Annotated in this window: 18 protein-coding genes and 1 pseudogene; all 19 read right to left on the reverse strand. The window is 55.5% G+C overall.

Annotation, left to right across the window (positions count from 1 at the left end):
- Window positions 1-32: 32 nt before the first annotated feature.
- Complete coding sequence (locus tag A11S_RS09725) at window positions 33-1,124, reverse strand: RluA family pseudouridine synthase (RefSeq protein WP_015468352.1); 1,092 nt, start codon at window positions 1,122-1,124, stop codon at window positions 33-35.
- A complete protein-coding gene (gene crcB / locus A11S_RS09730) occupies window positions 1,121-1,501 on the reverse strand; it encodes a fluoride efflux transporter CrcB (protein WP_015468353.1) in 381 nt (126 codons plus the stop codon). Before crcB ends, A11S_RS09725 begins: the two co-directional genes overlap by 4 nt.
- Window positions 1,501-2,838 (reverse strand): replication-associated recombination protein A, encoded by a 1,338-nt coding sequence (locus tag A11S_RS09735; protein WP_015468354.1) that lies wholly within the window; start codon window positions 2,836-2,838, stop codon window positions 1,501-1,503. The genes crcB and A11S_RS09735 overlap by 1 nt, the downstream gene beginning before the upstream one ends.
- Window positions 2,839-2,925: 87 nt before the next feature.
- Entirely contained in the window at window positions 2,926-4,362 is a 1,437-nt protein-coding gene (locus tag A11S_RS09740; protein WP_015468355.1) for a Do family serine endopeptidase, read from the reverse strand.
- A 7-nt stretch (window positions 4,363-4,369) separates the two neighbouring features.
- On the reverse strand, window positions 4,370-5,509 hold the full coding sequence (locus A11S_RS09745) for an acyltransferase family protein (RefSeq protein ID WP_148285135.1): 1,140 nt from the start codon (window positions 5,507-5,509) through the stop codon (window positions 4,370-4,372).
- Window positions 5,510-5,825: 316 nt separating this feature from the next.
- Window positions 5,826-6,212 (reverse strand): annotated as a pseudogene (gene rplQ, locus A11S_RS12090) (50S ribosomal protein L17); the annotation flags it as partial.
- Window positions 6,213-6,368: 156 nt separating this feature from the next.
- Complete coding sequence (locus A11S_RS09755; protein WP_015468358.1) at window positions 6,369-7,385, reverse strand: DNA-directed RNA polymerase subunit alpha; 1,017 nt, start codon at window positions 7,383-7,385, stop codon at window positions 6,369-6,371.
- Between the two features lie 98 nt (window positions 7,386-7,483).
- Window positions 7,484-7,882, reverse strand: coding sequence for a 30S ribosomal protein S11 (rpsK, locus tag A11S_RS09760; protein ID WP_014103640.1), 399 nt, complete (start codon window positions 7,880-7,882; stop codon window positions 7,484-7,486).
- Between the two features lie 19 nt (window positions 7,883-7,901).
- A complete protein-coding gene (gene rpsM / locus A11S_RS09765; RefSeq protein WP_014103641.1) occupies window positions 7,902-8,285 on the reverse strand; it encodes a 30S ribosomal protein S13 in 384 nt (127 codons plus the stop codon).
- A gap of 310 nt (window positions 8,286-8,595) precedes the next feature.
- Window positions 8,596-9,039 (reverse strand): hypothetical protein, encoded by a 444-nt coding sequence (locus A11S_RS09770; protein WP_015468361.1) that lies wholly within the window; start codon window positions 9,037-9,039, stop codon window positions 8,596-8,598.
- Window positions 9,040-9,120: 81 nt separating this feature from the next.
- A complete protein-coding gene (locus tag A11S_RS09775) occupies window positions 9,121-9,747 on the reverse strand; it encodes an adenylate kinase (RefSeq protein ID WP_041803159.1) in 627 nt (208 codons plus the stop codon).
- Window positions 9,747-11,090, reverse strand: a complete 1,344-nt coding sequence (gene secY / locus A11S_RS09780) for a preprotein translocase subunit SecY (RefSeq protein WP_015468363.1) — start codon at window positions 11,088-11,090, stop codon at window positions 9,747-9,749. The genes A11S_RS09775 and secY overlap by 1 nt, the downstream gene beginning before the upstream one ends.
- Before the next feature lie 250 nt (window positions 11,091-11,340).
- Complete coding sequence (rplO, locus tag A11S_RS09785; protein ID WP_041802687.1) at window positions 11,341-11,865, reverse strand: 50S ribosomal protein L15; 525 nt, start codon at window positions 11,863-11,865, stop codon at window positions 11,341-11,343.
- 35 nt (window positions 11,866-11,900) lie between these two features.
- Window positions 11,901-12,134 (reverse strand): 50S ribosomal protein L30, encoded by a 234-nt coding sequence (gene rpmD, locus A11S_RS09790; RefSeq protein WP_015468365.1) that lies wholly within the window; start codon window positions 12,132-12,134, stop codon window positions 11,901-11,903.
- Window positions 12,135-12,167: 33 nt separating this feature from the next.
- Window positions 12,168-12,833, reverse strand: a complete 666-nt coding sequence (gene rpsE / locus A11S_RS09795; protein WP_015468366.1) for a 30S ribosomal protein S5 — start codon at window positions 12,831-12,833, stop codon at window positions 12,168-12,170.
- A 28-nt stretch (window positions 12,834-12,861) separates the two neighbouring features.
- The gene (rplR, locus tag A11S_RS09800; RefSeq protein ID WP_015468367.1) at window positions 12,862-13,239 is read right to left on the reverse strand and encodes a 50S ribosomal protein L18; all 378 of its coding nucleotides are present in this window, start codon (window positions 13,237-13,239) and stop codon (window positions 12,862-12,864) included.
- 25 nt (window positions 13,240-13,264) lie between these two features.
- Entirely contained in the window at window positions 13,265-13,804 is a 540-nt protein-coding gene (gene rplF / locus A11S_RS09805) for a 50S ribosomal protein L6 (RefSeq protein WP_015468368.1), read from the reverse strand.
- A gap of 18 nt (window positions 13,805-13,822) precedes the next feature.
- Complete coding sequence (gene rpsH / locus A11S_RS09810) at window positions 13,823-14,221, reverse strand: 30S ribosomal protein S8 (protein ID WP_015468369.1); 399 nt, start codon at window positions 14,219-14,221, stop codon at window positions 13,823-13,825.
- Between the two features lie 72 nt (window positions 14,222-14,293).
- Window positions 14,294-14,599, reverse strand: a complete 306-nt coding sequence (gene rpsN / locus A11S_RS09815; RefSeq protein WP_041802690.1) for a 30S ribosomal protein S14 — start codon at window positions 14,597-14,599, stop codon at window positions 14,294-14,296.
- Window positions 14,600-14,626: the final 27 nt, after the last annotated feature.

Raw genomic sequence — 14,626 nt, forward strand, 5'->3', positions numbered from 1 at the left:
AAAGATGAATTTAACCCATTGATATAAAAAGATTAAAACTCGACGTTGGCGAACGGATCGTGGTCGATCTGGGGCCGGAAATCAAAGGCCTTCCAGCTTTTGCGTAAATCATCGGCCAGCGGCGCGGTTACATCAATCATCCCCTTGCGGGTCGGGTGCGGCACAACAATCCGCCAGGCATGCAAATGCAACCGCGGGGCCAAATTCATGTCGTGGATCATGTTGATGCGCGCATCATCTTTTTCCGGATCGGCGTGGCCGTATTTTTCATCACCGATCAGGGGAAAACCACCTTCCGCCGCATGCACGCGGATCTGGTGCGTGCGGCCCGTGCGCGGCCAGAACATCACGAACGCGGCGGCCGGGCCGGCGCGTTCAATCACCTGAAATTCCGTGCGGGAAAATTTTCCGTTTTCGGCATCGACGATCATCATATCCTTGTACGGACCATCGCCCTTGATCAACGGCGCATCGATCACACCGTCATTCATCTGCGGTGCGGGCGCGGTCAGGGCCCAGTAATATTTGCGGATATTGCGCCCCTCAAACGCGCGGCCCAGACGCTTCGCCGTTTCGCGGTCACGCGCCAGCAACAGCACACCGGACGTATCCCGGTCCAGACGGTGGCACAGTTTCGGCTTCACCCCATCGCGATCCGCCAGATGCTCCAGCAGCCCGTCAATATGGCGCGCGATTTTCATACCGCCCTGCACCGCGATGCCCGCGGGCTTGTTCAGCGCGACGACTTCGCCATCATCATAAATCACCATGGACCGGATCAAATCCGCATCACCCGGATGCGGACGGAACCATGTGTCGGTTTTACCAACGGCCGCCCCAGACCCAGCGGGCGGCAAGCGCACCGTTTGCCCGGCGTTCAAACGCGTATCCGTTTTGACACGGCCACCATCGACGCGGATTTGCCCCTTGCGCATCAGCTTCTGCACCAGCGCATAGGGCAGGTCCGGCGCATATTTTTTCAGCCAGCGGTCCAGACGCTGCCCATCATCGCCCATTTCAACGACGATCTGGCGCACGCCGCCCGATTTTTCGTCGGAGGGGGTTTCATCAGCGGATACATCATCCATATCCTGATCGTCGGCAAATTGATCGTCGTCACTCATGACAGAATTCCTCGTACACAGGCCAGCCCGGCGACAAGCCCGGCCAGCGATAAACCAACGGAGAGCGCGACATACAACGCCGCTTGCGTGAATGCGCCACGCTCCCACAACAAAATCGTATCGGCGGAGAAGGCGGAGAATGTCGTAAACCCGCCCAAAACCCCCACCATCAAAAACGCCCGCCATGGTGCGGAGGCTTCGGCAGACAACGCGAACACACCAATCAAAACACCCATCAGCGTCGAGCCGATGACATTGCACGCCAGAATGCCCCACGGAAAACCGGATGGAACAAACGCCGCCACGCCATTATTCAGCAGATGGCGCACCACCGATCCAATCGCACCGCCCGCGGCAATGGCCAGAATGGTTTGCATTATTCATCCCCTTCCGCATTTTTGCGGGCGCGCAATTTGGCCCAGTAATCCACGCGCTTGCGCAATTCACGCTCAAATCCACGCTCGACAGGATTATAGAAGATTTCGCGCGCCATGCCGTCAGGAAAATAGTTCTGGCCGGAAAAAGCATCTGGATCATCGTGGTCATAGGCATAATTCGCCCCGTACCCCAGATTTTTCATCAATTTGGTCGGTGCGTTCAGGATATGCGCCGGGGGTGCCAGTGACCCGGTGTCCCGCGCCACCATCTTGGCGCGGTTATAGCCCTTATACACGGCGTTCGATTTCGGCGCGGTGGCCATATAGACCAAGGCCTGCGCCAATGCCAACTCCCCTTCCGGACTGCCCAGCCGTTCATATGTGTCCCACGCCGCCACGGCCTGGCTCAGCGCACCCGGATCACCCAGGCCAATATCTTCCACCGCCATACGCGTGATGCGGCGCGCGATAAACCGTGGGTCTTCGCCCCCTTCCAGCATGCGGCAGAACCAGTACAGCGCCGCATCCGCATCCGACCCGCGCACGGATTTATGCAGCGCGCTGATCAGATTGTAATGACCATCATCCTTTTTGTCGTACAACGGCGCGCGGCGATTGACGAGCGCGGTCAGCGCGGCAATGTCGAACAGATCGCCGTCCCGTGCCTGCGCGAACACCTGCTCCGCCATGGTTAAGGCATAACGTCCATCCCCATCCGCCATGGCTTTCAACGCGTCGCGTGCGGACGCATCCAACGGCAAGGCCCGCTCCATATGGGTTTCCGCCGCCTGCAACAATTTTTCAATCGCCGCATCGTCCAGACGTTTCAGGACAAAAACCTGACACCGCGACAACAACGCCGCATTCAATTCAAAGGATGGGTTTTCCGTGGTCGCGCCGATCAATGTGATCGTGCCATCCTCCACCACGGGCAGGAACGCATCCTGCTGCGATTTATTGAAGCGATGAATTTCATCGACGAAAAGGAGTGTACCCTTGCCATTCCGGCGGCGCAGGCGCGCAGATTCGAACACGCGCTTTAAATCCGCCACGCCGGAAAAGATCGCCGAAATTTGTTCGAAATGCAGATCAGTATGCCCGGCCAGAATGCGCGCCAGCGTGGTCTTGCCACAGCCCGGCGGCCCCCACAAAATCATCGACACGATCCGGTTGTTGACCACCATCCGGCCAATGGCCCCGTCCGCCCCCGTCAGGTGGTCTTGACCCGCAATCCCCGCCAATTCACGCGGACGCAACAAATCCGCCAAAGGCCGGGGGCCATGGGCTTGGGAATCGTCGGATTCCGGGGTTTCTGCGGGGTCAAACAACGTGGCCATGGGGGCAAAATACGGGGGTTTCGCCCTAAAGACAAGCTCTCATTATTGACATATTCACCGCCCAAATCGCAGGATCAATGACCCGCGTCACCGAATAACAATCTGCTGCGTCCGGCCATTGCGCTCCAGCGTGATGGCCCAAACGCCACCGCGGCCCGGGCGGGACAAGGCCTGCTTCGCATCATCGGTTGTTTCAATAACCCTGCCATTGACCTCAACCACCTTATCACCGGGGCGAACGAAGCGCGTTGCGATCGAGCGTTCCTCTACACCGATCACCACCACGCCGGCATGATCGTCACTGGCATCGCCGAAGCCCAGTTCGGACACCACCGCCGGATTCATGTTGACCAGCGTCGCCCCCGATAACGGGTTTTCACCCTTGATCAATTGCTTTTTGCGCGCCGGCTCATCCGGCGGGGCAATGGCGGCCACTTTTACATCGCGGGTTTTACCCTGACGCAGGATGGTCATATCCGCCTTGCCACCAATCTTGGTCGTGGCCATGCGATATTTCATTTCCGACGGATCGGCGATTGTGTGGCCATTCACGGCCACGATCAAATCGCCAGCCTTCACTCCGGCCTTATGCAGCGGACTGGCCGCGTGCAATTTGGCCACCAGAACGCCCGCCGGACGATCAAGGCCGAGGGATTCAGCAATATCAGCCGTTACACTCTGCGCCGTAATGCCCAGCCATGGGCGCACCACACTGCGGCGCCCATCGACGGCATTTTCTTCGGCGTCCATCACACTCATCACCATTTCGGATGGAACGGCAAAGCCGATCCCCAGCGACCCGCCGTCACGCGAATAAATGGCCGTGTTAATGCCAATCACGCCGCCATCCATCGCCACCAGCGGCCCACCGGAATTGCCGGGGTTAATGGCCGCATCGGTCTGGATAAAGAAATTAAAATCATTGATATTCAGGCTGGACCGCGCCAAGGCGGAAATAATCCCGCTGGTCACCGTCTGGCCGACACCGAACGGATTGCCGATGGCCAAAACAAGATCCCCCACCTGGGCCGTTTCACTGGCCCGCAACGGTGCGAAGGGCAGTTTTTCACCCTCTGCATCGACGCGCAAAACCGCAATGTCGGATGGTTCGTCGCGCACGCTGACCCGGGCCGGAAATTCCCGGCCATCCGCCAACACAACACGAATTTCATCCGCACCATCGATCACATGGACGTTGGTAATCACCACCCCATCCGCATCAACGATGACACCAGAACCCAGAGCATTTTCGACCTTCTGCCGCGTCAATCCCCCGCCAGAGTACGGAAACGCATCACCAAAAAACTGTTCGAAAAACGGATCGCTCATGAACGGATGGGCGCGGCGGGTGATGGTGCGACTGGTATAAATATTCACCACCGCCGGGGCCACCTTCTGCACCAGTGGCGCAAAGGACAGGTTCGCCTGCGCCTGTGATTGCGGGACAGCACGCGGCATATCCTGTGCCAAAGCCGGGGCGGACAGGCAAAGAACGGCCAATAAAGATGCAATAAAACGGGTCATAACCCTATTATTTAGAATGATCGGGGGCCCGTCTCAAGGGGGTCCTTGTCATCAGGAGCGTATAAACAGAACGGCGCGCGGGCACCTCCAAGATTCTGTAAAGAAGCGCCGAAAACGCCACACTGGCCAGAACCACAGCCATGGCCAGAAGCGGAAAGAATTTTGCATACATTTCTTCCGACAGCACCGCGTGGGCCACCAGCAGAACAACAACCATCACCGGGTAGTGCACCATATACAACGCATAGGAAATGTCCCCCAGCCAGACTGGAAAACTGCGCGCCAGCCAGGTCGCCGGCCTTTGACCCGTCGCATCCTGGGGCATCCGCGACATATCCGCACCCAAACGGATCATCCAACAAAAAATTGGGATCAAAATAATATCGGGCGTCCGCACGTGCATCAGCGCAATGGCCAGACAAGCCGCCGCGAAAAGTTGCACCCCGGCGGCCCCTAAAACAGGGCGTGTCGCAGACCAGCGGTACAAAGCGATGCCCAAAATAAAATCCGGCATAACCCGAAGGATCGAACAATCAAAACTGTATGTCGTAAAGGGCCGCGTTGGATCCATACTAAAAGACATCAGCCACACATAGGCGTACAACCCGGCGACAACAAGCAACGCACGCCCAGGGCGCAGCCCCATCATAAGAGGCAGGAGCCAAGGAAAGCACAGATATGCAAACCATTCCGCCGCAATCGACCAGGACGGCACATTAAAGGTCAAACCACCATCCATGCCCCAGCTTTGGATCATTAAAAAATTATTCAGCAAAGACAGAAACGGAAACTCACCAGGCCAAGGCCCCACAGGACCAAAACGAAACGGTGTCAACGCGACGCCAACCATAAACAGCAATGTCACGAAATGCAGCGGATAGATCCGCGCAAAACGACGCGCAATAAAATCCCCCGCCCGCATTTTGCCCGCTTGCCATTGCGGGGCATAAACATGCGTCAGGATAAAGCCGCTGAGAATAAAAAAGAAATCAACCGCCAGATATCCCTCATGCAGGAAACCCGTATAGGCCAACAGATCAAAGGGCGCGAAATAGCGAAAATGATGAATCACCACGACCATGGCCGCAAAAAATCGCAGGCTGGTCAATATTGGCAAATCTTTCGGATAGGCCGGGGCGCTGGTCATACCACCATGATACATGAATCCGCCCCAAAGCCCCGCCCCAAAAATCACAAGAAAAAAGGCCACCGAAACGGTGGCCTTTGTTTCCTTAAAACTGAAAACGGGATTATTCCGCGTCTTTTTCAGCTTCTTTTTTCTTTGCCGGGGCTTTTTTAGCAGCCGGTTTCTTTTCAGCGGCGTCTTTTTTCGGCGCAGCTTTCTTCGCAGCCAGCTTTTTAGCGGCCGGTTTTGCAGACGGGGCCTTTTTCGCCTTGGCTTCTTTCAGCTCGCCTTCTTCGCCAACTTCGTATTCGCTTGCAACGTCTTCACCCAGCATGGTCGGACCGCTGTCCTGACCTTTTGCGGATACGTCACGATCAACGAATTCGATCACAGCCATCGGAGCGGCGTCGCCATAACGGAAGCCGGCTTTCATGATGCGGATGTAACCACCGTTACGGTCTTTGTAACGATCGGCCAGAACGTCGAACAATTTACCAACTTGTACTTCGTCGCGCATGATTGCGATGGCGCGGCGACGGTTGGCCAGGCCACCTTTTTTCGCCAGCGTTACCAATTTCTCGGTGAACGGGCGCAGTTCCTTGGCTTTCGGCAGAGTCGTCGTGATCTGCTCATGCTTCACCAGTGCGGCCGACATGTTTGCGAATGTGGCTTTGCGGTGCTGGGATTTACGGCCCAATTTACGCTGTTTAATACCGTGTTTCATTTACTTCACTCCAACGTCTGCGGTCTTCCTCGGAAGAACCATTGTGTTTTCCATCGACATGCCAAAAACAAAAAGCATTGAAGACAGAGGCGGGCACCATGCCCGTTTAATGCAGGATGCCGATATCACAAGGACGCGGCATCCCACAAATTCAGATTAGAACGGCTCGTCAACTTTACGGGCCAGGTCTTCGATGTTCTCTGGCGGCCAGCCCTCAACCTGCATACCCAAATGCAGGCCCATGATGGTCAGCACTTCCTTGATCTCGTTCAGCGACTTGCGGCCAAAGTTCGGCGTACGCAGCATGTCGGCTTCGGATTTCTGAACCAGGTCACCGATGTAAACAATGTTGTCGTTCTTCAAGCAGTTTGCAGAGCGAACGGACAGTTCCAGTTCGTCAACTTTGCGCAGCAGGTTTTTGTTGAACGGCAGTTCGTGTGCTTCTTCACGGGACTCGGCTGCTTTCGGCTCTTCAAAGTTGATGAAGACTTGCAGTTGGTCCTGCATGATGCGTGCGGCATAGGCCACTGCATCTTCCGGAGAGATCACGCCGTTGGTTTCAATGTTCAGCGTCAGTTTGTCAAAGTCGGTGATTTGACCAACGCGGGCATTTTCAACGTCGTAGGATACTTTGCGAACCGGGGAGAACACGGAGTCAACCGGGATCAGGCCAACCGGCGCTTCTTCCGGACGGTTCAGCGCAGCCGGGCGGTAACCCTTGCCGGTGTTGACCGTCATTTCCATGTTCAGTTTCGCGCCCTTGTCCAGCGTGCAGATCACGAGGTCCGGGTTCATGATTTCGATGTCAGCGCCAGCTTCGATCATGCCGGCGGTCACTTCGCACGGGCCTTCAGCGTGCAAACGCATTTTCTTCGGGCCTTCAACGTGCATACGCACAGCGATTGCTTTGATGTTCAGAACGATGTCCGTTACATCTTCGCGAACGCCTTCGATGGAGGAGAACTCGTGCAGAACGCCATCAATCTGCACAGCGGTCACAGCCGCACCTTGCAGAGAGGACAGCAGAATACGGCGCAGGGCGTTGCCCAACGTCAGACCAAAACCACGCTCCAGCGGCTCGGCCACGATTTTGCCGATCGAACGGGCATCAGAGCCATGTTCGATGTCAATTTTCGACGGTTTAATCAGTTCCTGCCAGTTTTTCTGTATCAAGGTGAATCCCCTTTATCTCAACAGTCTTTCAGAATCATATCGTAACGCAAAGAGAAGACCCGGCCCCCGCGAAGCGCAGGGACCGGACCCAAATTTTATTAAACGCGACGACGCTTGCGCGGGCGAACGCCGTTGTGCGGGATCGGCGTAATGTCCTTGATCGAACGAATGGTGAAGCCAATCGACTGCAAAGCGCGCAGTGCGGATTCACGACCCGAACCCGGGCCCTTCACTTCAACATCCAGTTCTTTCATCCCGTGTTCCTGTGCCTTGCGGCCAGCTTGTTCAGCGGCAACCTGTGCAGCATACGGGGTGGATTTACGAGACCCTTTGAAACCCATCGTCCCCGAAGAGCACCAGGACACGGTGTTACCCTGTGCGTCGGTGATGGTGATGATGGTGTTGTTGAACGTCGAGTTCACGTGGACAACGCCAGAGGTGATGTTCTTACGTTCCTTACGGCGCATACGAACGCCAGCTTTTTCAGCCTTAGCCATGATCTTATGCCTCCGTTACTTATTTCTTGGTTGCTTGTTTCTTACCTGCGATCGGCTTCGCCGGACCTTTGCGCGTGCGCGCGTTGGTCTTCGTGCGTTGGCCGCGAACAGGCAAGTTACGACGATGACGCAGGCCGCGATAGCAAGCCATGTCCATCAGACGTTTAATGTTCAGGGAAATTTCACGGCGCAGGTCACCCTCGATCAGGAAACCACCGTTTTCAATTTCTTTACGGATGAGGTTCAATTCATCTTCGGTCAGTTCGTGCATGCGACGCTGAACATCGAGGCCCAGTTTTTCGCACATTTTGAACGCCGTCGTACGGCCGATCCCGTGAATATAAGTCAACGCGATTGGAACGCGTTTCTTATCGGGAACGTTGACACCAGCAATACGTGCCACTTTCTTTCTCCTTTGATTGTCGATTTCAAACCGAACCGTAAAATCCGCGAGGCCAAAACCAAGGGGACGCCGGTTCGTATACCAACCTCAAGCCGCTGATTTACAACGGAATTGAGAGTCCTTCCCACAGGGAAAGACGGGCGGAGTATAGCCATTTCCGCACCCGCGTCAATAGAAAAAGCTGTGGAAAACTGCGGTTTTTACGGCCTTTTATTGGAAAACAGATTCCCGGCAAAACCCGGTCGCCAAAACCGTCAAAAAGCGATCCAAAACCGACCTTTTGGCCCGAATCTTCTATTTATGGAAATTGTTAGGGTAAATTCAGAACCAGCTGATCACAATAGGAGCGATAGACCGCCCCCATTAACATGGCATGGGCGTTATGAACGCGCGCATGCACGTCCCGCCCCGGCTGCCGCTGCGCCTGAAAATGCGCCACCCCATCATCCCGAACCTGAGTCAGGGCCCGGGTCAATGTCGGCACATCGTGGGCCTGGCCCAGACCACCCAGAGCAATCCCCAGATTGGCCGAAACGACGATTGAAAAACTGCGCGCCAGGCTTTTGGGGTAATGGGCAATCCTGTGCAAATCCACCGGAGTCAGGGGCGCACCGTCCCGCGCCTCGATCGCCATAACATAGGCCTGCAATTCATTCGGATTGACCGCGGCCGCCACCGCGTTGAAAATCGGAGCCAAATCGGCATCATCCATCATGATTGGATCGTAGTCTTTGGCTTGGACCAATTGCGTCATTTCAAACCTCATCAAAAAATCAATCTGTGAAATAAAAAAGAGCCCCCGGATTGATCATCAGGAGGCCCTTAAAAAATTATTTTACGGGTGCTGAGCCGATGGCGCACTGGGCGCGGCCCCTGCCCCACTGCCGACCAGGATTTTATCAATCGCGGCTTCCACAACATCAATGCTGGCCATACCGTCAACAGAACGGAGCAAGCTCTTCCCCTGATAGAACGGAATGATCGGTGCCGTTTTGTTGCGGAATTCCTGCAAACGCTTACGCAGCGTTGCTTCGTTATCGTCACTGCGCACCGGCTCACCGCGCGATTGCATATCGGCGACGCGCTTGTTCAGGCGATCAACCAGAATGGCTTCATCAACCTGCAATTCAATTGCGGCCAGCAACGGGTGTCCCTTTTTCGCCAGCATCGTTTCCAACGCTGCGGCTTGCGCCACCGTGCGCGGGAAGCCGTCGAAAATCACACCCTTGGCACAATCGGCCTGTTGGATACGGTTTTCGATCATCGCGATGATGATGTCATCCGACACCAGTCCACCGGCATCCATAACGGCTTTCGCCTGCTTGCCCAAATCGGTGCCTGCGGCCACTTCGGCGCGCAACATGTCACCGGTGGAGAGCTGCTTCAGACCGTATTTGTCTTCCAGCTTTTTTGCCTGCGTGCCTTTGCCTGCGCCCGGTGGGCCCAGAAGAATCAGGTTCATCATCGACGACGGCCTCCTAATTTCGCTTTCTTCAACAACCCTTCATATTGATGGGCAATCATGTGGGAGTGGATTTGCGCAACCGTGTCCATCGTCACCGACACAACGATCAGCAAGCTGGTCCCGCCCAGATAGAACGGCATCCCGGCACGCGCCACCAGCACTTCCGGCAGCAGACAGATCAGGCACAGATACGCCGCACCGACCAACGTAATACGGGTCAGAACGTAATCCAGATAATCCGCCGTGGCCTTGCCCGGACGAATACCCGGAATGAAACCACCATATTTGCGCAACATGTCCGCATTCTCGGTCGGATTGAAAACAATCGCGGTGTAGAAGAAGCAGAAGAATGCAATCAGCAGACCATACAGCAACATATAAATCGGCGAACCGTGTTGCAGCCACTGCGCCAATGTCGCCGTGAAGTCATTGCCCGATGCACCGGAGAAACCAACGATGGTCAACGGCAACAGCAACAGGGACGACGCGAAGATCGGCGGGATAACACCGGCGGTGTTCAGCTTCAGCGGGATGTGGTTTTGTTCACCCGCCATCATGCCGTTGCCAATCTGGCGTTTCGGATATTGCACCAGAACACGGCGCTGTGCGCGCTCCATGAACACGATGAAGGTGATCACGGCAACAACCATCGCCGCCATAACGAAGAGCTCAACAAAGCTGAACGTGCCCTGACGACCCAGTTCCAGCGTGCTGGCAATCGCACGCGGCAATTCCGCCACGATACCGGCGAAGATGATCAGCGAGATACCGTTACCAATACCACGCGCAGTAATTTGTTCACCCAGCCACATCAGGAACACGGTACCACCGACAATGGTGATAACGGTCGAGATACGGAAGAACATGCCCGGATCAATCACGGCGGAGCCGCTGGCACCCTGCATGCTTTCAAGACCGACAGCCAGACCATAGGCCTGCACCGTTGCCAGCATCACCGTCAGGAAGCGGGTATATTGGTTGATCTTGGCGCGGCCGCTTTCGCCTTCTTTCTTCATCGCTTCCAGCTTCGGCGACATGGACGACGCCAACTGCATGATAATCGAAGCCGAAATGTACGGCATAATGTTCAACGCAAAAATCGTCATACGCTGGAGCGCACCACCGGAGAACATGTTGAACATGTCCAGAATGCCGCCGCCCTTTTGCGTGAAGATTTCAGCCCACACATGCGGGTTGATCCCCGGGACCGGGATGTATGTCCCCAGCCGGTAAACCAGCAGGGCCAGAATCACAAACAGCAAACGTTTTTTCAGCTCGGTCGCTTTTGCAAGCGCACCCCAATTGGCATTTTTTGCAAGCTGTTCTACGGCAGATGGCATCGCTTCAAACCTTGATCAATACGATACAAAACACGAAAGAGCGCGGAGCCCAAAAGGGGCGCGCAGACCCTTAAAGGTTTAGAGAAAACAGGAGGCCGATACAAGCCCTAAGCATGGAGGATCACAGTCTTTTTCCCGTCCCGTCGGTCAAAAGACGCGCGGCGCACGGGCACGCCATAAAAAAGAAAAAGCCCGGTGGATTTCTCCAACCGGGCTTCTATCTCTTTCAGCGCTCCGACGGAGCAGCCAATTATTTCTTCTTCTTCGCCTTGCCGCTTTTCTCGCCGGTGGCTTTTTTGCCAAACGGCTTCGGCTCGAATACGGAGATTTCGACTTTACCGCCGGCCTTCTCAACAGCTTTCACAGCCGCATCGGTCGCACCGGACAGTTTCAGGTCGATTTTGGATTTCAGCGTGCCTTTGGCCAGCAGACGAACGCCGTCTTTGCTGCGGCGGATCACACCGGCTTTCACCAATGCTTTCTCGTCAACAACGCCTTTAACATCCAGAATTTTGGAGTCGATGGCTTCCTGCAGGCGGGCCAGCGTCACTTCCGCGTAATCTTTCGCGAAAATGTTCACGAAACCACGCTTCGGCAGACGACGGTACAGAGGCATCTGACCACCTTCGAAGCCTTGGATCGAAACGCCGGTACGGGCTTTCTGACCTTTTACGCCACGGCCGCAAGTCTTGCCTTTGCCGGAGCCGATGCCACGGCCGACGATCATGCGGCGCTTAACGGAACCCTCTTGGGGTTGCAGCTCATTGAGTTTCATCGTTAGAACCTTTCCTTCACAGAAAGACGAGCCAATTAGGCGACGTCTTCAACTTTCACCAGGTGTTGTACCGCATTGATCATGCCACGCACGGACGGAGTATCTTCCAGTTCGCGGGAGCGGTTGATCTTGTTCAGGCCCAGGCCTTTCAGCGTGGCTTCCTGATAGTCATAGCGACCGGCAGCACTGCGGATCTGCGTCACGCGCACCATTTTACCGGACTTTGCGGCCTTTTTCGGGGCAGCCTTTTTCGCTTTTTCCTCAGACATCGGATCGGTCCTCTATATTAAACGTATATCGACTTATTCTTCTTCAGCTGCGGCAATCGCTTGCTCAGCGGCACCACGGGCAGCTTCACGGCTGGCAACGATGTCACCAACTTTTTTGCTGCGACGGGAAGCAACCTGACGCGGGCTTTGCATGCCTTTCAGGGCAGCGAAGGTCGCGTTCACCATGGTGTACGGGTTGTTGGAACCAATTTTCTTGGCCACAACGTCCTGAACGCCCAGGGCTTCAAAAATCGCACGCAGCGGACCACCTGCGATGATACCGGTACCCGGAGGGGCGGAGCGCAGGAATACGCGACCGGCGCCATCACGGCCAGCAATATCGTGGTGCAGTGTGCGGGCTTCACGCAGCGGCACGCGGATCATGGCGCGTTTGGCCTGATCGGTGGCTTTGCGGATTGCATCGGGAACTTCGCGAGCTTTGGCACTGCCGAACCCAACGCGGCCTTTGCCATCACCAACAACGACCAGAGCAGCGAAACCGAAACGGCGACCACCCTTTACCACTTTGGCAACGCGGTTGATGCCAACCAGGCGCTCGATCAGCTCGGACTCTTCACGCTCACGCGGTTCACCGCTGTTGCGGTCATCGCGGCGTTTGCCACCCTTGCCATCACGATCGCGGCCACCGCGTTCGCGTTTGTTGTCAGACGGTGTTGCTGTTGCTTCTGCGCTGGACATGTTTAATCCTTAGCTCCTCAATAAATCCTTAGAATTCCAAACCGGCTTCACGGGCACCGTCAGCCACAGCCTTAACACGGCCATGATAAACGTAGCTGCCACGGTCGAATTGAACCAGCGTAACGCCAGCTTTCTTCGCGCGCTCAGCAACCAGAACGCCCACTTTGTGAGCTGCTTCTTTGTTGCCGCCGTTTTTCAGCTTCAGCTCTTTGTCCATCGACGATGCTGCCGCCAGCGTAACGCCGCGCACATCATCAATCACCTGGGCATAGATGCCTTTGCCGGTGCGATGCACAGACAGACGCGGACGGGCCAGCTTTTGCCCGGAACGTGCTACGTTAACCTGACGCAGCTTGTTGCGCGTCCGGAACGTGCGGCGTTGTTGTGTTGTCAAACCCTTGGCCATGATACGGTCCTCTTGCCTCTAATTCTTACTTCTTCTTGCCTTCTTTACGCAGGATCTGCTGACCCTCGTAACGGATACCTTTGCCTTTGTACGGCTCTGGCGGACGGTAGGAGATGATCTCCGCAGCAACCTGACCGACTTTTTGTTTGTCGATACCGGAAATGCTGATTTTCGTTTGCTTTTCTACGGCAACTTTAATGTCGCTCGGAACTGCATACTGAATGTCGTGGCTGTAACCCAGTTGCAGAACCAGCGTGCTGCCCTGCAGGTTTGCACGATAACCAACACCCTGGATGTCCAGGTTCTTGGTATAGCCTTCGCTCACGCCCACAACCATGTTTTTGATGTGGTTGCGGAAAGTCGGCCACAGCATGCGCAGTTTACGCTCTTCCGACAGCGGCGCCAGAACGACTTGCTTGCCGCCCTCTTCCAACTTTACGGACACAGCTTCGTGTACGGTCAGGCTCAGCTCACCGAGCTTGCCTTTTACCTTCACGTCCTGGCCTTTTACTTCGACGGTTACACCATCGGGAACGATCACGGGGTTTTTGCCAATCCGGGACATCGCTTCAACCTTTCAAAATTAGAAGATGCGGCAGAGAATTTCGCCGCCAACGTTCTGTTCACGGGCTTCGTGGTCGGCCATAACACCATTCGGTGTCGACACAACAGCGATACCCAGACCGTTGTAAACGCGCGGAATTTCCGTCACTTTCACGTAAACACGACGACCCGGCTTGGACACACGGCTGATCTCTTGGATCACCGGCTGGCCCTGGTCATATTTCAGTTCGATCTGCAGCTCAGCATGGCCGCGATCGTTTTTCGTTTCGCTCCAGCCACGGATGTAGCCTTCGCGTTTCAGAACGTCCAGAACCCGTCCACGCAGTTTCGACGCAGGGCAGGTAATAACCTCTTTCTTTGCGCCTTGACCGTTACGGATGCGGGTCAGCATATCTCCAAGTGGATCGCTCATTGACATCGTTTGTTCTTCCTTCTTAAAAAAACTTCGTTTGGTCCTGTGCGGCCCCTTATAAAAAGGACCAGCCGCTGGTTACCAGCTCGACTTCGTCACACCGGGCAGCTCGCCACGGGATGCCAGAAGACGCAGTGCATTTCGGCACAGATTGAACTTGCGATAGTTGGAACGCGGACGACCGGTCAGCGCGCAACGGTTGCGAACACGGTTTTTCGCCGAGTTACGCGGCAGTTCCGCAAGTTCCAGAACAGCCTTGAAACGATCTTCCGGCGATGCCGCGCGATCGCTGATCTGGGCTTTCAGCGCAGCACGTTTGGTTGCATAACGCTTAACCAATTTGCGGCGTTTGTCGTTCCGGATCACTGAACATGTCTTAGCCATAGGCCTTATCCTCCAAGTATCTCAATC

This window comes from Micavibrio aeruginosavorus EPB, assembly GCF_000348745.1.
In the GTDB taxonomy this organism is placed as follows: domain Bacteria; phylum Pseudomonadota; class Alphaproteobacteria; order Micavibrionales; family Micavibrionaceae; genus Micavibrio; species Micavibrio aeruginosavorus_A.